The following is an 18130-nucleotide window of genomic DNA, read 5'->3' as shown; positions in this document are numbered from 1 at the left end:
TTATTGCTCAGAGATGAATGGCATCAAACCCGATGCACCCACCTCTGTGTTGTTTATTCCGAGAGCATGCATCTTCCGCCTGATACTCTCGCATTTACATTCGTTAGACGTTCAGCCTTGCTGTCATTGTAAAACGATAACTTAAGACTTATCAGCCTTTGGCTTACGGCTTGCTGCGCGCTTTTTCTTAGCACGAGCTTTAGCTGCACCGGTTTTATTCGCGGGCTTTTTCTTCTTAGCTGAGCTTTCGCTACTTCCATCAGGTCGTTTAGTAGGTTCAACTAAAGGCGTTGCAGGTACGCCTGGCTTATTGCTCTTCACTGCTGAACGCTTCTTGCTTTTCGCCTTTTTCATCGCTTCAGCTGCACGTTTCTTGGCTGTTTTACCTTTACCACGCGGCTGACGATCGGTGTCTTCTAAATCAAAGTCGATTTGACGAGTTTCTAAGTTAACCGCCGAAACCTTCACTTTAACCGAATCACCCAAGCGGTAGATATTACCTGAGCTTTCACCAACCAGACGCTGACCAACAGCATCAAATTGGTAGTAGTCATTCGCTAGCGCAGAAATATGTACCAGACCATCGATGTGCAGTTCAGTTAGGCGCACAAAGAAACCGAAGCCAGTCACGTTGGCAATCACGCCGTCCATCACTTCACCGACATGGTCTTGCATGTATTCACATTTCAGCCAGTCGTTCACTTCGCGTGTAGCGTCATCAGCACGACGCTCAGTCATTGAACACTGTTCGCCGTAGAAGTCCATATCATCGAACGTGTAGTGGTAACCACCGGTTGGAGTCCAACGTTCGCTGTTACGACCTTCTTCTTTTGCGATAAGGTACTTAATCGCACGGTGCAATAGCAAATCTGGGTAACGACGAATTGGCGAGGTAAAGTGAGCATAGCGTTTAAGCGCTAAACCAAAGTGACCCGCGTTATCCGCGTTGTATACCGCTTGCTTCATTGAGCGCAGCAGCATTGTTTGGATTAATTCACGATCTTCACGTTCGTTAATCTGTTGCATCAGTTGTGCATAATCTACCGGAGATGGAGACAAACCACCTTCCAGCGTTAAACCTAATTCGCTTAAGAAGCTCTTGAAGCCCATTAAGCGCTCTTCACCCGGAGTATCGTGAACACGGTACAGCGCAGGCTCTTTGGCTTTTTCTACGTAAGATGCCGATGCGATATTCGCAAGAATCATACATTCTTCGATGATCTTGTGTGCGTCGTTACGAATGACGGGTTCAATACGGTCAATCTTACGATCCGCATTGAAGATAAACTTAGTTTCTACCGTTTCAAATTCAATCGCACCACGTTCGTCACGCGTTTTCTTAAGCACCTTATACATCTTATGAAGCTCTTCAAGATGTGGTACTTCTGGTTCGTAACGTTCACGTAATTCTTCATTACCATCTAAGATCGCGCCGACTTTGTTATAAGTAAGACGAGCATGAGAATTCATTACCGCTTCGTAGTGCTTGTAGCCCGACAGTTTGCCTTTGTCTGAGATAGTCATCTCACACACCATACATAAACGGTCGACTTGAGGGTTCAATGAACACAAACCATTTGAAAGTACTTCTGGCAGCATTGGGACTACTTGTGACGGGAAGTATACCGAGTTACCACGGTTAATCGCTTCTTTGTCTAGCGCTGTATCTGGGCGAACGTAGTAACTTACGTCAGCGATCGCTACCCATAGACGCCAGCCGCCGCCTTTCTTCGCTTCACAGTAAACCGCGTCATCGAAGTCACGCGCATCTTCGCCATCAATCGTAACCAATGGCAGTTTGCGTAGATCAACACGTCCTTCTTTTGCTTCTTCAGGAACATGCTCACCAAGATTTTCGATTTGCTTATCTACCGCTTCAGGCCACTCTTGTGGGATCTGGTGAGTACGAATTGCAATTTGCGTTTCCATACCCGGAGCCATGTTTTCACCAAGAACTTCGGTCACTTTACCCATCATGTTACGAGAATGACCGCCGCGATCCGTAATTTCAATCACAACCACATTACCCATTCGAGCACCGCCTTTATGCTTAGTAGGGATCTGGATGTCATGACTAATACGTGAATCATCAGCAACCACGTAAGAATGACCATATTCTAAGAAGAAACGACCAACAAGTGGGGTTGTGCGCTCTTCAAGAACACGAATCAAACGACCTTCACGACGACCACGCTTACTGTTGTCAGTAGGCTGAACCAATACGTAATCACCGTGCATGATGGTTTTCATCTGATGGTGCGGCAGCAAGATATCGTTATCTTTACCAACGCTTCCATCTGGGCGAACCCAACCATGACCGTCTTTATGACCAATCACATAGCCTTTAATCAGTTCCATCTTCTCAGGCAATGCGTAGCACTGACGACGAGTAAAGATAAGCTGTCCATCACGCTCCATTGCACGTAAACGACGACGCAGCCCTTCGTATTGTTCCTCTCCAGCCAGACCCAAAGCTTCGAATAGATCGTTACGGTTCATTGGAATATTCGCGTCTGTTAGAAACGAAATAATGAACTCTCGGCTTGGTACTGGGTTTTCATAGTTTTTCGACTCTCGGTCGGCAAAAGGATCAACAGTGGTTGTCGCTGTCGTGTTTTCTGACGTTGGTGTGTTTTTTGACATAGGCGGGCCTGCTTAAGCAAGGAAGGTATATACCCCTAGTATATCTGATGCTAGGGGTAACCTACAGATATGCTTTGGAAAAGCCTAAAATAACCTCAGATTGCTATCTATCTTCATCCAATGAAAAATCAAATATCATATTCAGTTTAGGTTTACTTAGCGAACTCGGGTAACGTTCGTCACACCATCGTTGATGGAAAGATCATCATACAAGACCGCGACATGCTAACGGTAGACGGAGACAAGATTCGTCAAGAAGCACTCGATTTCACGAAGGTTGTTCATGAAACGGTGATTGAATCTGGTGAAGTTATTCAATAACGACTAAGACTAACTCACTGCGCTTTCTGTTAAATCTAAAAATTGGTTAAACAAAAAAAGCAGTTAAGATCAAAAAAGGCCTCATAGGTGTTTACCTACGAGGCCTTTTTATATCGACATCTTTCTCGATCAAGATGGATGATGAACGAGTGCAGTCGTTAGTCATCAACCTTAATTAATATTCGTCATTACCAGAACACATCTCGGCGTTTTGCTCGAGCAATAATATTGTCTGGCATTCTCCGCTCCAAACCGCTTCGAAGCACAGTAATACGTTTGTGTTGCCTATCATCCGCTGTTACCGAGTTATATAACCAGCGGTAAGCATCCTCATAATCTAACGGGCTACCGTAATCACGCAGTAAGAGTTCCGCTAAGTGAATGCTTGCACTTAGGTTACCCATCGAGGCCGCTTCACGTAGGTACGGAATTGCACGCTCTTTGTCTTGTTGTACCAAAGTACCACGAGAGTAATAACGACCTAACTGCTCTAATGCAGCGGGTAAACCTTGATGTGCCGCGTTTTCCATATAGTAAAGGCCAAGCTCTACATCTTGTGGAACACACACACCCCAAGCCAACATATCACCGTATAAAAACTCATAAGAAGGCAAGCTAATACGCGTCGCACGAGCAACGATATCTTCAACTAACTGGCACTTATCCGCTTTCACTCGCTCTAGATGATGATTCTTTTCGATTAAATTAATCAGTTCAGCTTCTGTATATATTGGAACAGGCTCTCCCACATCAGCCAAATTAGCATGACTCAAGGATGAGCTCAGCGCCATTATCAATGAAGCTGCTACAATTCGTAGCTTCATACCTGCACTCTATTATCTGTCGCTAAAGTTATCTATTGAGGGGTGCAGATGGTTTCTACACGCACACAACAGGGTGAACTTCACTTTCCATGATATCTGTATCGGCAATAACCCTGACGGCTTTAGACAAAACTTGCCGCTAATGGGCAATATTTTGCCCGATGGCATTCAAAAGGTCATCAAAGACGGCTTCATTTTCAAATTACAGGTACAAAAAAGCCGACTTAATAAAGTCGGCTTTTAAAAACGATTTAATTATCAAGGCATTTTCATTGTCAAAACAATATTGATGCTGTGGTAATCACTCAGTGGGCATTACGCGCCGTATGGGTGAACCTTGATGATAGTTTCGTTACGATCTGGGCCAGTTGATACGATATCAATTGGAACACCAGTTAGGTCTTCAATACGCTTAATGTAATCTAGAGCAGCTTGTGGAAGCGCGTCGATAGATTTAGCACCAAATGTATTTTCAGACCAACCAGGCATTGTTTCGTAGATTGGCGTCGCTTCTTCGAATGACTCAGCAGCCATTGGAGAAACTTCTAGGATAGAACCATCTTTCATCTTGTAACCAGTACAGATTTTTAGTTCTTCTAGGCCATCTAGAACGTCTAGTTTAGTTAGACACATACCAGATAGAGAGTTGATTTGGATTGCACGACGCATAGCAACAGCATCGAACCAACCAGTACGGCGTAGACGACCAGTTGTTGCGCCAAACTCGTGACCAACATCGCCTAGGTGCTTACCAACTGGGTCTTGCTTCTCAAGGCCATCGTATAGCTCAGTTGGGAATGGACCTGAACCAACACGAGTACAGTAAGCCTTAGTAATACCAAGAATGTAACCGATGTGACGAGGACCGAAACCAGAACCTGCAGCTACACCACCAGCAGTCGTGTTAGAAGACGTTACGTATGGGTAAGTACCGTGGTCGATATCGAGTAGCGTACCTTGAGCACCTTCGAACATGATCTTGTCGCCGCGCTTACGTGCTGCGTCTAGTTCGTCAGTTACGTCGATAACCATCGCAGTTAACATGTCTGCGTAGCTCATCGCTTGCTCAAGAACTTCTTCGTAGCTTACTGTTTCAGCTTTGTAGAAGTGCTCTAGTTGGAAGTTGTGGAATTCCATCACTTCTTTTAGCTTCTCAGCAAATGCTTCTTTATCAAAAAGGTCACCAACGCGTAGACCGCGACGAGCAACTTTATCTTCGTAAGCAGGACCGATACCACGACCCGTTGTACCGATAGCTTTAGCGCCACGAGCGATTTCACGCGCGTTGTCGATTGCAATGTGGTACGGAAGAATTAGAGGACAAGCTTCAGAGATGAAAAGACGCTCACGTACTGGGATACCGCGATCTTCAAGAGGCTTCATTTCTTTAAGAAGTGCGTCAGGCGATAATACTACACCGTTACCAATAACACATTTAACGTTATTGCGTAGGATACCTGATGGAATTAAGTGAAGAACGGTTTTTTCACCGTCAATTACAAGTGTGTGACCTGCATTGTGACCGCCTTGGTAGCGAACCACGTATTTTGCATCTTCAGTTAAAAGGTCAACGATTTTACCTTTACCTTCATCACCCCATTGGGTGCCTAGAACGACTACGTTATTTCCCATCTTTCCAATTTCTGTTGCTAATTAAAAATGGATTCTAGCACTGAATCACACTTCTTGCAGTCACTTTTTGTCCATAAACGTTAACGCTGTACAAAAACAAACCAGCGATAACTGAGGGCGAATGTATGAAGATACTGATATCATTGCTTTTTTACAGACAAAAGGCAGAACCATGTCTCAATCAATTTGGCTCACTATTGGGCTCGTTCTTATTGTTGAAGGGCTCGGCCCCTTGATTGCACCTAATGGCTGGAGAAACATGGTTGCTCAGCTAAGCCAACAGCCAGACGCTCAACTGCGCCGTATTGGCGGCTGCCTTGTGGTTGCCGGTGCCGTTATCGCTTTCATGACCTACAACTCGGTTCAGGTTTCTATAAGTAGAACGCTATTGAGCGCCTTCCCTCGCGCTCCCAATCGTAGATCTGAAAACAATAGAAAACAAAAAGGCTCCCATTATGGGAGCCTTTTAAGTTCTAACGTATTTTGCTTATTGAGCTAAGCATTTACTAACGCATCAGCTTACTTTGCTGGAGCGCCGCTTGCTTGATTCATGTATTGGAAGAAGTCAGTCTTCGGATCCAGTACTAGAATGTCGCTCTTATCGCTAAATGATGTCTCATAAGCTTGCAATGAACGCATGAAGCCGTAGAACTCAGGATCTTTGCTGAACGCATCAGAGTAGATCTTCGCTGCTTTTGCATCAGCATCACCACGAGTGATTCGAGCTGTACGGTCAGCTTCAGCAAGAACTGTTGCCACTTCAAGCTCAGCTTGAGCACGGATAACTTCCGCTTTCTCACGACCTTGTGAACGGTGTCTACGAGCAACCGACTCACGTTCTGCACGCATACGGCGGTAGATAGATTCACTGATTTCGTCAGGAAGGTTAATCTTCTTCATTCGGAAATCAACAACTTCAACACCTAAATCAGCCATCGCACTTTCTGCCGTTCCAGACAAAACGTTTTCCATGATCTTATCGCGTTCGCCATCAACTTCTAGTGCTTCTGCAGCCGCTACCGTTGTTACGACTTCGCTATCAGCAGAGTCTGGCAGGATGTCCTTGTTACGAGGGCCTGATACGATCTGCTTAATTTCACGAGAACCAATTTCAGAACGAAGAACATCTGTCACTTTACGCTCAAGAAGTGCTTCTGCCGTCATGATATTACCGCCGCCAGTACTCAGATAAAAACGTCCAAAATCAGCAATACGCCATTTTGCGTAGGTATCAATTAGAACGTCTTTTTTCTCTGATGTTACGAAACGGTCAGAACGACCATCCATCGTTTGAATACGAGCATCAAGCACTTTTACGCGATCAAACAGTGGCAGTTTAAAGTGCAGACCTGGTTCATAGATTCGTGATACGCCGTTGTCATCGAGAACTCGACCAAAACGAATGACCATGCCACGTTCGCCTTCTTGAATCACAAATAGTGACATCAATAGAAGGGCAATCGTCACAACTAATACAGGGATCATTAATTTACGCATTATTAGTATCTCCCTTGACGTGAGCTGTCTGAACGAGTTTGAGTGCTAGACTTTGGATCCGCTTGAGTTTCTAACTCAATTTGATCGTAAGTTGATGATGCTTTTGCAGGGCGAGTGCCCGACTGAGAACCACCTTGTGCGCCTAGTTTATCAATTGGTAGGTACAGCAAGTTACCGCTTGATTCAGAATCAATCAGGACTTTCGATGTGCTTGAGTACACTTTTTCCATTGTATCAAGGTACATACGGTTTCGTGTTACTTCAGGAGCTGCTTGGTATTCAGGTAGCAGTTTCTCGAACTGAGCGACCTGACCTAGAGCACCATTAACTGTGCGCTCTGAGTAACCCACCGCTTCTTTCTTCAAACGCTCAGCACGACCTGTTGCTTTTGGAAGAATGTCATTTCGGTAAGCTTCAGCTTCACGCTCGAAACGCTCTTCATCCTCACGAGCCGCGATAGCATCATCAAATGCATCTTTCACTTGCTCAGGTGGACGTGCTGACTGGAAGTTCACGTCAACAATCAGAATACCCATGTCGTAGCTATCAATAATACGGTTCAACGTTTCTTGAGTGCTTTGACGAATCTGTTGACGACCACTTGTCAGGATACTATCCATTAGTGAGTCACCAATTACCGCACGCAGCGCAGAATCGGTTGCTTGGCGTAAACTGTCGTCTGCATTCGTTACACGATACAAATACTTGTAAGGGTCAGAAACACGGTATTGAACACCCATTTCAACGGTCACAACGTTTTCATCTTTCGTTAGCATCGTGCCAGCAGCACGTAGAGAACGAATCGCTTGAACGTTTACTAGTTGCTCATCTTTGATTTCATCGATGAAGCGTGGGTGCCAGTTAAGACCAGGTTCTTCGATACGGTCGAACTGACCCAATCGAAGTACTACTGCTCTTTCTGCTTCGCCAACGGTGTAGAAACCAGCGAAGAACCAGATAGCAATCGCAATGACAGCAATGACACCAAAGCCAATCGCACCGCCACCACCGATAGATGGTCCGTTACCGTTGCCACCTTTTTTACCAAACTTACCACCTAACTTTTGACTTAGTTTACTAAACACTTCGTCTAAGTCTGGCGGTCCTTGATCTCGGCCGCCGCGATTATTATTCTTACCCCAAGGGTCATTATCGCGGCCGTTATTATCGCCGTTGTTGTTATTTCCAGGCTCATTCCACGCCATTAGAAAGCTCCATCATTTGATATGACGTTATACTGTAGCAGTCTCTTTGGTAACGATAAAGTCACCTAAGAGCGCCCCTTCTCTTTTTTCAAGTTTAGACCAATCTATTTGTTGCATTCGGATATCTATCAACAAGTTACCATTTTCATCATACTCTTCCCGTTGAATACATTTCATCTCAAAGAATAAGCTACGAATACGGCCCTGATGTTGATGTGGAATACACAACCGGAATTGAACCATCTGACTCGCTAAACGCTCAGTTAAAGCTTCAAACAGCAGTTCAATACCTTCTCCTTCCATTGCAGAAACCCAAACAGCGCGAGGTGCGCCCTCTTCGTCTCTTTCAATTCGAGGTTTTTGGTCTTCCATGCAGTCAATTTTATTCATGACTACAAGGGTTGGCACTTCATGAGCATCGATTTCTTCTAATACTTCATGAACCGCCTGAATGTTCTCACGAAAGCGGTCATCACTGGCATCAACAACATGTAACAAAATGTCAGCTTCCTGCGTCTCTTGTAACGTAGCCTTGAACGCAGCGACCAGATCATGCGGTAGATGACGGATAAAACCTACGGTATCTGCGAGAATTGCAGGTCCGACATCTGCCAATTCAATCTTACGTAGTGTTGGGTCTAGGGTTGCAAACAGTTGGTCTGCTGCATAAACACCTGCACTAGTGATTCGATTGAAAAGTGTTGATTTCCCTGCGTTGGTATAACCAACCAAAGAAATTGTTGGGATTTCAGCTCGATGACGAGCACGTCGTCCTTGTTCACGCTGCTTAGCCACTTTCGCTAAACGACGTAATATCGCTTTTATACGGTCACGCAACAAACGTCGATCGGTTTCCAGCTGAGTTTCACCTGGACCACGAAGACCAATACCACCTTTCTGCCTTTCAAGGTGAGTCCAACCACGAATCAATCGAGTAGATATATGACGAAGCTGAGCGAGCTCAACTTGTAGCTTACCTTCATGAGTTCGCGCACGTTGTGCAAAGATATCTAAGATCAAACCCGTGCGATCAATCACACGACATTTACACAATTGCTCGAGGTTGCGCTCTTGGGCAGGAGAGAGGGAGTGGTTAAAAATCACAATTTCAGCACCGGTCAGCTGAACAGCTTGTGCGATTTCTAGAGCTTTACCTTCTCCAACGTAGTATTTAGGGAGTGGGGATTGTCGGCTACCAGTAATCACTTGTAGCGTTTCTACCCCCGCTGAGGAGACCAGCATTTCACATTCGCTCAGGTCTTCCCATTCTCCCTCTTGAGTAAAGTTGATATGAACAAGTACGGCTCGCTCGCCGGATTCATAACGGTCAAACAAGCAACCAACTCCTTATTACAGCGCAAGCTGTATTATTTGAACGATTAATCTTCAGTCTTCTCTGAACGATCAGACGGCGCACGTTGCTCACCGTTGTGGTGACTAACAGCACGAGCAGGAACCACAGTAGAAATCGCATGCTTGTAAACCATTTGGTTTACTGTGTTCTTCAATAAGATCACAAATTGATCGAAAGACTCGATCTGACCTTGCAGCTTAATGCCGTTAACAAGATAGATAGAGACTGGAATGCGCTCACGACGGAGTGCATTTAGGAATGGGTCTTGTAGCGATTGCCCCTTAGCCATTTTATTTTCCTTATTTATATTTTGTTGTAGTTATTTAGCTAGTGGTGCACAAAAAGGTGCGGCCTTTGCATCTGAGCTAAACGAATAAAAAAACTCCGGTGTTATTGAAAGGCTGTGATTTTTAAAAGCCTCAATAACTGATCCTTTCCAGAGTATATTCACGCAAAAGCGATCACATTATACACAGCAATACTAATCAGATGCTATTGCATCTGAAAGAGTTTCTAACGCCTGTTCAATGTTTTCGCTATCCAACCAAGTTAAATCATCCCAACTGCGTAACCAGGTGATTTGTCGCTTGGCCAATTGACGGGTTGCGCAGACACCACGGAAAACCGCTTCGTCTAAATCGCAATTCCCATCTAAATAATCCCACATCTGCCTATAACCAACGCATCGGATCGATGGCAGTTCAGGGTGAAGATCGTCTCTGGCATATAACGCCTTCATCTCATCTTCAAACCCCGCCTCTATCATCTTCTCGAAACGCAGTTCAATGCGGCGATGGAGCTCTTTCCTTTCCTTGGGAGCTATTGCAAATTGTTTTACACGAAATGGCAGGCTATCGCCTTTCGTTTGAGTTAGCTCTGTTAATGTTTTACCCGAAATTCGGTAAACTTCCAATGCCCTTGAAAGCCTTTGTGGATCATTTGGGTGTATTCTTTCAGCGGATACGGGATCTATCTCTCTTAATTGATCATGTAATGCCTGCCAACCCTGTGCAATAGACTCCGCTTCAATCTGCTTACGAATCTCTTGATCCGCGGCCGGTAATGGCGATAAGCCTTCCAACAATGCCTTGTAGTACAGCATTGTGCCACCAACCAGTAACGGGATTTTTCCTTCCGCTACAATCTTATTCATTTCATTGATCGCATCACGACGAAAATCTGCCGCAGAATACGCTTCGCTTGGATCGAGAATATCAATCAAACGATGGGGCGCGAGCGCGAGCTCTCCTGCATCCGGTTTAGCGGTGCCGATATCCATGTCTTTGTAGATCAATGCTGAGTCGACACTGATGATCTCTACTGGGTACTTCTGACGTAAGCGGATAGCTAAATCTGTTTTTCCTGATGCCGTAGGGCCCATTAAAAACAACGCTAAAGGTAATTTTTCAGTCATGATATTTTGTATTTGTTTCTCTGTTAGAGCGCTTTATAAAAAAGGGCTTCGTATCGCGATACATTCAGTTGCAAAGATAAATGCCATCGCGAAAAAGTTAAACCGTAAACGCGGCTATGGTCGCTGAAAAGTCGATAGGATTTACAAACTCTGGATCATCTAAAGGAAGTAGACCATGCCAAAGCTGTTCAAGTTCCCCAACTAGTTGAACCGCTTCAGATAAAGTGTAGTCGCTTTTTACTTGTGCCGTTTGAATCCCGATCCAGTTGACCAATGATGGCAACAGGTCGTTAAAAACAGTATCTGCGTGATTATCGATAATCTGAGCGTTTAATGAAGCCGCGTAAGATAACAGATCTGGGATCAAAATTTGTAAGTTTTGCTGCCTCAAAGGAGAAGGCACGCCCATCACCATGACCGCTTCACTGTTTCGCGCCTTAAGCTCAATCCCCAATAACGCCAATGTTTGGCTCAACGCCTTAGCAAACTCGACAAGTTCACTACCAAGCTTAATCGATAAAGGCACCAACAGCGGCTGGCTTTTTAATGCCCCTTCTCGAGTATCAAGTTGACCAATCACACGTAGCAATTCTGCTTTGGCTAGGGACACCAATACGCTGCCGTTTTTGTTTACCATGACCAAATATTGGCGTTCCACTACTGAGACTGCTTTGCCTAAGTCAGTCACAAGTGCTCTTGGCTTTGAATGAACAGGATTCTGTTGAGCAGGCTTAGTTTCTATAGTTTCTATGTTGTCTCTGGTTTCTACTGGTGCCACATGCTCTTGAGAAAGTGAGGGCTGTACAACTTGCCCATCAAAGTCTGGCGTTTTCAGAAGCTCTCTGTAGGCTTTGACTTCACGCTTAGAAGGCGCGGGCTCAGCATGATGTTGGTTGGGTTCTTTTTCTTTTCTCGGAGCAGGTCGAGACTCAATCCACTCTTGGCGAGGAGATCCGGTAAAGCTGGTTTCGCGAGCCGACGAATCTATTTTAGAGGACGAATCTCTGCGAGGTGATGAACCCTGGTTAGATAACGAACCCATGCTAGGTGACGAGCTTCTGTTAGACGATGAACCTCGGTTTTCTGGTGAGCTATAGTGTTGCTCAGCATCGTTAACGCTATTCTGAGGGTTATCATAAGCCTGCTCAGATTCGGCTTTTCTTGGGTAGGTTGGCGTCTGCTCAATGGCATGTCGCAGCGCCTCAGAGATCGGTGTTTGATCCGAATGAGTCGGCACGGTGCTTTCTGGCTCAGAGAAAGTCGCAATATCCCCCGTTTCAGACATCGAACTATCTTGTTGATAATTTGGCGCTTCTGACTGATGAAATGCGGATTGATTGATCGGCGCTGCATCAATTTGTTTGCTTTGTGCTAAGCCATCACTCAACGCTTGATAAATAAAATCGTGTACAAGACGAGCTTGATGGAAACGCACCTCATGTTTGGCAGGATGAACATTCACATCGACTTGATGCGGGTCTAGCTCAATGAACAACACATACGTAGCAAATTGGTCTGGGCGTAGGCTGGTCTCATAGCTTTGACGAATCGCATGATTGATCAGCTTGTCGCGCATCATACGACCATTCACATAGCAGTATTGTAGATCGCTTTGTTGTCTTGCTCCTTCAGGCGTGGTGATCCAGCCATGAAGTTTTAGGCCTTGATGTTCTAGCTCAATCTTAAGCATATGACGAACAAAAGGATTGCCACATACCGCAGCGATACGCTTCTCTGCTTGAACTTGTGTTTTGGCAGCGCGGTACTGACGAATCATCTTACCGTTATGGCGGAGGTTGATCGTCACATCAAAGCGGCTCAATGCGATGCGTTTGAGCAGCTCATCGATATGCGTGAATTCGGTTTTCTCAGTACGTAAAAACTTGCGGCGTGCTGGTGTGTTGAAGAACAGATCCAACACCTCAACCGAGGTACCAATCGGATGCGCTGCAGGCTGCAGTTTCACCTGCATATCACGACCTTCACTGTGCGCTGCCCAAGCTTGATCTTGAGTCGCAGGGCGTGAAGTCATGGTTAAGCGCGCAACAGAACTGATACTCGCGAGCGCTTCACCACGGAAACCCAGGCTGACGATCGCCTCTAGGTCATCAAGGGTATGGATCTTAGAGGTAGCATGACGACTCAGCGCCAAGGCAAGCTCATCTTTAACGATGCCCTTACCGTTGTCACGAACGCGGATCATCTTGGCGCCACCTTTCTCGATATCAATATCGATACGTGTAGCACCTGAATCCAAACTGTTCTCAACCAACTCTTTCACCACAGAAGCGGGTCTTTCTACCACTTCACCCGCTGCGATTTGGTTAGCTAACCGAGCTGGCAGTATTTTGATCGTCATATTTATAGCTACCTTACTGCCACTGATGGAAACATGTCTGCGTTAAAAAGCTTATTTGTGCGGAATAATCAACACCTGACCCACCGCTAGGCTATCAGATCTTAGCTTATTCGCTTGGCGAATGCTGTTGACGCTCACGCCGTATTTAGAAGCAATCTTACCTAGGTAGTCACCTCTTGCGACTTTATGTTTACGCAGAGGTACGTCTTTCACTTCAACCGTAATACGTAGCTTCTGGCCTACTCTAACGGTTTCAGACCTCAAGCGGTTCTCACGTTTGATATCTGCAACCCGTACTTTGTAACGGCTGGCTATCTTGCCTAAGTACTCTCCAGACTTAACCGTGTGGGTAATGGTCTTAGTTTTAACTGCACTGCTTGATGATGAACCTGAAGCGCTGCTTGGGATCTTAAGCACTTGGCCGATTGCTAGGCTGCTCGATTTCAGATTGTTAAGTTTCATCAAGGTTTGTGTCGACGTGCCATATTTGCTCGCAATCACCGATAAAGACTCACCACGAGACACTTTATGTTGGCTCGCACTACCCGTTGACGACGTTGCATTAGACAAGATAATCCCTTCTGGAGGATTAGCTTTCAAATACTTAACCACAGCCTTAGTCACTGCTCGTGCTAATTTATCTTGATGCGAGCGTTGGAAAAGAAGCTTCTCTTCGGTCGGGTTTGAAATAAAGCCCGTTTCGACCAATACCGATGGTATCTGTGGTGAACGTAATACCGCCAAGCTGGTATTGATTGGCTTACTGTTATGAAGCTTAGCTACCTTACCCATCTCAGACAGAATGGTCGTTGCCAGTTTATAGCCCTCTTTTTGAGAGTGGCTGAACTGCAAATCAAGCAGAGTTTGGTTTACGTTTTTGTCATCAATATTGCCAGTGAAAGCTGCACCGCTACCACCGAGCAATTCAGACTGTTTCTCTTTGTTCTCGATCCAGCGCGAGATCTCTGTATTGGCACGTCGAGTATTCAATACAAACACCGACCCACCTTGTGGTTGAGGTGTCGTAAACGCATCCGCGTGAATAGAGATAAACAGGTGAGCTTCATTTTCACGAGCAATCGCAACACGTCGGTTAAGGTTGACAAAGTAATCGGCATTGCGAGTCATTCGAGTTTTGATCCCAGGAATCGCATTCAACTGTGCAGCAAGCTTACGAGCAATGCTCAGAGTCGCGTCTTTTTCATATTTACGACTTGGACCAATCGAGCCTGGGTCTTCACCGCCATGTCCAGGATCAATCACGATCAAAATGTCTTTCTGACGTTTAACCTGATTAATGTTTTTGCTAACCACTGGCTTACTCGGTGTCGATGTTGTTGTCCCTTTGCTAACTGCACCATGAAGGAAATCAATCACCAAACGGTGTCCATACTGACCACCCGGTGTTGGGCTCAGTTTAAACAAATTGGCTTTTGAGGATTTCTTTAATTCGAAAACCAAGCGATAGGTATTGTTGTCCGGTGGAGAGCTCTTACGAACTTTCGACAGAACGGGGCTATCCTTCACCACAACAGGTAACTTGGTCGCAAGATTGGTATGTTTTAAATCGACAACTAAGCGACTCGGGCTACTCAAAGTAAAGTAGCTAAAGTCTGCTTCTGATTTTAAGTCGATAACCACACGAGTTTCTTCAGGTGAAGGCCAAACCCTCAACCCTTTCAATGAGTTTGCAGAAACAAGCGAAGAAAACAGTAAAGAAAAAACAGCAGCCATTACGGCTACTGATGAAAAAAGGCGTTTAGAAATCAACATAACTCCAACTGACTAAGTAAGCGCTGTCCGTATTCACTATTAGCGGTTAAAGAAACAATACGGTGATCGTCTTGGTAACGAATATCAATATCCAAATCGGCTTCAGGTAGCATCCCATAACCTTTCTCAGGCCATTCAACCAGACAGATAGCGTCTGGAGTAAAGTAATCACGAATACCCATGAACTCTAACTCTTCAGGATTAGCCAGGCGATAAAGGTCAAAGTGATATACCTGCCAATCTGCAAGTTGATAAGGTTCAACTAAAGTATACGTTGGGCTCTTTACATTTCCTTGATGGCCAAGTGCTTTTACAAAGCCACGACTGAATGTCGTCTTTCCTGCGCCAAGATCACCATGCAAATAGATGGTTGTTTGCTGTGAGCAAAGATTTGAAAGCTCCGTACCTAGTTGAATCGTGGCTTGCTCATCTTTCAAAGTAAATTGTTTAGTGCTCATGAATACGTTCTCTAAAAATCGATCGTTGACTATATAAAAATCAAAAGAACAAGAATAGTAAACCGTGATGCTTTTAGGAGACAAGCACTCAAGTGTAAGTTCTATGAAAAAATACGAATCAAAGGGCGTCTGTTCTGGTTAATATCGTAAAGATCCGTTAAGATCCGCCCCCATTTTTGCCGAACCTAATTTTAATTAGCCTTATCTCTAATTGTAAAACAGAGAAAATAAGAATTAAGCCATGAATCTAGACCATCTTGCTGAAAAAATTAAAATCTGGGGAAAAGAACTCGGCTTTCAAAAAGTGGGGATTTGCGATGTTGACTTAGCTGAACACGAAGCGCCCCTGCAAGCATGGCTAGATGCTGGTAACCACGGTGAAATGGATTGGATGGCTCGACATGGAATGATGCGTGCGCGCCCAGATGAACTTCACCCAGGGACCATTCGAGTGATCAGCGCTAGAATGAATTACCTACCACCAGAAGCTCAGTTTGCATCCAACCTCAACGATACCACTCAAGGCTATATCAGCCGTTATTCTTTAGGCCGCGATTATCACAAATTGTTCCGTAACCAGTTGAAAAAGCTAGGACAAAGAATTGAGAAAGAAGTTGAAGGATTAGACTCACGACCTTTCGTCGACTCAGCGCCTATTTTAGAAAGACCATTAGCCCAAAAAGCTGGGTTAGGTTGGACTGGTAAACACTCTTTAATCCTGGATAAAGACGCTGGGTCTTGGTTCTTCCTAGGCGAACTGTTGGTTAACATTCCTCTGCCAGTCGATACACCGAGTGTCGATGAATGTGGGAAATGTACCGCATGTATCACATCTTGCCCAACGGGTGCCATTATCGCCGACGGTGTTGTCGATGCACGTAAGTGTATTTCTTATCTCACCATTGAATACGATGGCGTTATACCAGAAGAATACAGAGAAGCCATTGGTAACCGAATCTACGGCTGTGATGATTGCCAACTGGTTTGCCCGTGGAACCGCCATGCCGATATCACAGAGCAAACAGACTTTCATCGTAGAGAAGATTTCCAAGAGGCCGATCTCGTTTCACTTTCGAGTTGGGACGAAGCTACCTTCCTAAAGAAAATGGAAGGTTCTGCAATAAGACGTATTGGTCACACCCAGTGGTTACGTAATATTTTTGTCTCAATGGGCAATGCACCTTTTCAACAACGTATTATTGAAGCACTCGAATCGCACCGAGGCCAAAATGAGATGTTAGATGTCCACATTGAATGGGCTTTGCAAAAACAGCTACAGCAGTTACCCAACTCGAGCAACCTGCAAGAAGATAGCTCTACGCAGAAGAATAGCTGTGTGCAAAAAAATAACAGCAAAATCTCCACCAAAAAGCACCGACTGATACGTATTGTTGAGAAGGGCCTACCAAGAGACGCCTAGCCCTTTAAGCACCAACGATTGGCTAGTTAACCTGCCTAAATAGTCCAATATTTAAGACAACCTATTGCACATAATATTAGAACAATGTTTGACCTTGTTCTCAATTTTGGCAATGTGGAAAAAATTAAAATATTTCGTAAACTTTCAACACCCGTGTAAAGTTAAACACAAAGCCCATAAATGATTAAGATCAAAAAACAACGACTTAACGATCTTTAACACAACCTCAAGTCAAGCGATAATTCAATATAAAACAATAGGTTACATAAGACTGTGCTTTGCTGACGCATTGAAATAAAAAAAGATCTTTTTGAGATATATAAAGAATTAAGTTTGAAATAACTTTATCAACCAAGTTATCCACACGGTACTGTTTGTGGATAAGTCTGTTTATAGATGTGAAAAACCTCAAGTATCTGCTTCAGAGACCTGATGTTTACTAGCATTCCAGTTGCTAAGAAAAATTTAAGACAAAAAAATATCCACCATGATGGAGGATTATTTGCTTTTTTGGAGAATTATGCTTCGCAGCATTAAAGAAAGAGCGTGACCGGTAAGGTCATCTTTAAACACTGTGGTTTAAAGAGTTTTGTTTACCATCGAGAGTAAACTGGAGCGATACATCGGGTTCGAACCGATGACCTCAACCTTGGCAAGGTTGCGCTCTACCAACTGAGCTAGTATCGCATGAGCTAACCGTTCATCTTGTGTGCTAAGAAGCTAAGTGCTTACTGAAAGGCAGTGACCAACGTGTAACTGTAATGTGGTTGCGGGAGCCGGATTTGAACCGACGACCTTCGGGTTATGAGCCCGACGAGCTACCAAACTGCTCCATCCCGCGTCCGGATGTTTCTCTTTTCGCATCATTACCGTTTAAGACAATGAGACTGAACCATTTTCATTCTGAGTACTTTCTCTAGGAGATGACTTCTAAGAATATTACGTCTTGTTTGAATAAAATTGGAGCGATACATCGGGTTCGAACCGATGACCTCAACCTTGGCAAGGTTGCGCTCTACCAACTGAGCTAGTATCGCATAAGCTAACCGTTCATCTTTTCTTCTAGGAAGCATCAAATCAACGTGTAACTGTAATGTGGTTGCGGGAGCCGGATTTGAACCGACGACCTTCGGGTTATGAGCCCGACGAGCTACCAAACTGCTCCATCCCGCGTCCGGATGTTTCTTTTTTCGCTTCATTAACTTTTAAGTACAATGAAACTTGACCATC

12 protein-coding genes, 4 tRNA genes and 2 pseudogenes are annotated in these 18130 nt (G+C 44.7%); 3 read left to right on the top strand and 15 right to left on the bottom strand.

Annotation, left to right across the window (positions count from 1 at the left end):
* Positions 1 to 141 precede the first annotated feature (141 nt).
* Positions 142 to 2643, bottom strand: a complete 2502-nt coding sequence (gene rnr / locus ACMAZD_RS01945; protein ID WP_435248369.1) for a ribonuclease R — start codon at positions 2641 to 2643, stop codon at positions 142 to 144.
* A 150-nt stretch (positions 2644 to 2793) separates the two neighbouring features.
* Between rnr and ACMAZD_RS01940 the strand changes: the two are divergent.
* Positions 2794 to 2964: pseudogene (locus tag ACMAZD_RS01940) on the top strand (amidohydrolase); the annotation flags it as partial.
* 188 nt (positions 2965 to 3152) lie between these two features.
* Here the strand turns inward: ACMAZD_RS01940 and motX are convergent.
* Both motX and ACMAZD_RS01930 read right to left on the bottom strand, forming a co-directional pair.
* A complete protein-coding gene (motX, locus tag ACMAZD_RS01935; protein ID WP_435248368.1) occupies positions 3153 to 3788 on the bottom strand; it encodes a flagellar protein MotX in 636 nt (211 codons plus the stop codon).
* A 315-nt stretch (positions 3789 to 4103) separates the two neighbouring features.
* A complete protein-coding gene (locus ACMAZD_RS01930; protein WP_010434108.1) occupies positions 4104 to 5420 on the bottom strand; it encodes an adenylosuccinate synthase in 1317 nt (438 codons plus the stop codon).
* 172 nt (positions 5421 to 5592) lie between these two features.
* Between ACMAZD_RS01930 and ACMAZD_RS01925 the strand changes: the two are divergent.
* A pseudogene (locus ACMAZD_RS01925) lies at positions 5593 to 5775 on the top strand (DUF2065 domain-containing protein); the annotation flags it as partial.
* Between the two features lie 164 nt (positions 5776 to 5939).
* On the opposite strand, the gene hflC reads toward ACMAZD_RS01925, so the two are convergent.
* The 8 genes from hflC to tsaE all read right to left on the bottom strand — a co-directional run bounded on the left by hflC (position 5940) and on the right by tsaE (position 15480).
* Positions 5940 to 6917 (bottom strand): protease modulator HflC, encoded by a 978-nt coding sequence (gene hflC / locus ACMAZD_RS01920; RefSeq protein ID WP_435248367.1) that lies wholly within the window; start codon positions 6915 to 6917, stop codon positions 5940 to 5942.
* A gap of 2 nt (positions 6918 to 6919) precedes the next feature.
* The gene (hflK, locus tag ACMAZD_RS01915; protein WP_017103358.1) at positions 6920 to 8122 is read right to left on the bottom strand and encodes an FtsH protease activity modulator HflK; all 1203 of its coding nucleotides are present in this window, start codon (positions 8120 to 8122) and stop codon (positions 6920 to 6922) included.
* Positions 8123 to 8149: 27 nt separating this feature from the next.
* On the bottom strand, positions 8150 to 9457 hold the full coding sequence (hflX, locus tag ACMAZD_RS01910; RefSeq protein ID WP_435248366.1) for a ribosome rescue GTPase HflX: 1308 nt from the start codon (positions 9455 to 9457) through the stop codon (positions 8150 to 8152).
* 44 nt (positions 9458 to 9501) lie between these two features.
* Positions 9502 to 9765: an RNA chaperone Hfq gene (gene hfq / locus ACMAZD_RS01905; RefSeq protein ID WP_435248365.1), complete on the bottom strand. Its 264-nt coding sequence runs from the start codon at positions 9763 to 9765 to the stop codon at positions 9502 to 9504.
* 192 nt (positions 9766 to 9957) lie between these two features.
* Complete coding sequence (gene miaA, locus ACMAZD_RS01900) at positions 9958 to 10890, bottom strand: tRNA (adenosine(37)-N6)-dimethylallyltransferase MiaA (RefSeq protein ID WP_435248364.1); 933 nt, start codon at positions 10888 to 10890, stop codon at positions 9958 to 9960.
* 97 nt (positions 10891 to 10987) lie between these two features.
* Entirely contained in the window at positions 10988 to 13249 is a 2262-nt protein-coding gene (gene mutL / locus ACMAZD_RS01895) for a DNA mismatch repair endonuclease MutL (RefSeq protein WP_435248363.1), read from the bottom strand.
* A gap of 51 nt (positions 13250 to 13300) precedes the next feature.
* On the bottom strand, positions 13301 to 15022 hold the full coding sequence (locus ACMAZD_RS01890; RefSeq protein ID WP_435248362.1) for an N-acetylmuramoyl-L-alanine amidase: 1722 nt from the start codon (positions 15020 to 15022) through the stop codon (positions 13301 to 13303).
* Positions 15016 to 15480 (bottom strand): tRNA (adenosine(37)-N6)-threonylcarbamoyltransferase complex ATPase subunit type 1 TsaE, encoded by a 465-nt coding sequence (gene tsaE, locus ACMAZD_RS01885; protein WP_435248361.1) that lies wholly within the window; start codon positions 15478 to 15480, stop codon positions 15016 to 15018. The genes ACMAZD_RS01890 and tsaE overlap by 7 nt, the downstream gene beginning before the upstream one ends.
* Before the next feature lie 241 nt (positions 15481 to 15721).
* Between tsaE and queG the strand changes: the two genes are divergently transcribed.
* Complete coding sequence (queG, locus tag ACMAZD_RS01880; RefSeq protein ID WP_435248360.1) at positions 15722 to 16900, top strand: tRNA epoxyqueuosine(34) reductase QueG; 1179 nt, start codon at positions 15722 to 15724, stop codon at positions 16898 to 16900.
* A gap of 611 nt (positions 16901 to 17511) precedes the next feature.
* On the opposite strand, the gene ACMAZD_RS01875 is transcribed toward queG, so the two are convergent.
* The 4 genes from ACMAZD_RS01875 to ACMAZD_RS01860 all read right to left on the bottom strand — a co-directional run bounded on the left by ACMAZD_RS01875 (position 17512) and on the right by ACMAZD_RS01860 (position 18073).
* A tRNA-Gly gene (locus ACMAZD_RS01875) sits at positions 17512 to 17587 on the bottom strand.
* 77 nt (positions 17588 to 17664) lie between these two features.
* Positions 17665 to 17741 (bottom strand) — tRNA-Met (locus ACMAZD_RS01870).
* A 120-nt stretch (positions 17742 to 17861) separates the two neighbouring features.
* Positions 17862 to 17937, bottom strand: a tRNA-Gly gene (locus ACMAZD_RS01865).
* 59 nt (positions 17938 to 17996) lie between these two features.
* Positions 17997 to 18073: transfer RNA gene (locus tag ACMAZD_RS01860), tRNA-Met, on the bottom strand.
* Positions 18074 to 18130: the final 57 nt, after the last annotated feature.

It is taken from the genome of Vibrio sp. nBUS_14 (assembly GCF_051201655.1).
Lineage (GTDB): Bacteria > Pseudomonadota > Gammaproteobacteria > Enterobacterales > Vibrionaceae > Vibrio.
This window is presented reverse-complemented; position numbering and strand designations above follow the sequence as displayed.

Excerpts from the sequence above, each read along its gene's own strand:
- rnr (WP_435248369.1), bottom strand. The coding sequence starts at position 2,643 with ATGTCAAAAAACACACCAACGTCAGAAAACACGACAGCGACAACCACT.
- motX (WP_435248368.1), bottom strand. The coding sequence starts at position 3,788 with ATGAAGCTACGAATTGTAGCAGCTTCATTGATAATGGCGCTGAGCTCA.
- ACMAZD_RS01930 (WP_010434108.1), bottom strand. The coding sequence starts at position 5,420 with ATGGGAAATAACGTAGTCGTTCTAGGCACCCAATGGGGTGATGAAGGT.
- hflC (WP_435248367.1), bottom strand. The coding sequence starts at position 6,917 with ATGCGTAAATTAATGATCCCTGTATTAGTTGTGACGATTGCCCTTCTA.
- hflK (WP_017103358.1), bottom strand. The coding sequence starts at position 8,122 with ATGGCGTGGAATGAGCCTGGAAATAACAACAACGGCGATAATAACGGC.
- hfq (WP_435248365.1), bottom strand. The coding sequence starts at position 9,765 with ATGGCTAAGGGGCAATCGCTACAAGACCCATTCCTAAATGCACTCCGT.
- miaA (WP_435248364.1), bottom strand. The coding sequence starts at position 10,890 with ATGACTGAAAAATTACCTTTAGCGTTGTTTTTAATGGGCCCTACGGCA.
- mutL (WP_435248363.1), bottom strand. The coding sequence starts at position 13,249 with ATGACGATCAAAATACTGCCAGCTCGGTTAGCTAACCAAATCGCAGCG.
- ACMAZD_RS01890 (WP_435248362.1), bottom strand. The coding sequence starts at position 15,022 with ATGTTGATTTCTAAACGCCTTTTTTCATCAGTAGCCGTAATGGCTGCT.
- tsaE (WP_435248361.1), bottom strand. The coding sequence starts at position 15,480 with ATGAGCACTAAACAATTTACTTTGAAAGATGAGCAAGCCACGATTCAA.
- queG (WP_435248360.1), top strand. The coding sequence starts at position 15,722 with ATGAATCTAGACCATCTTGCTGAAAAAATTAAAATCTGGGGAAAAGAA.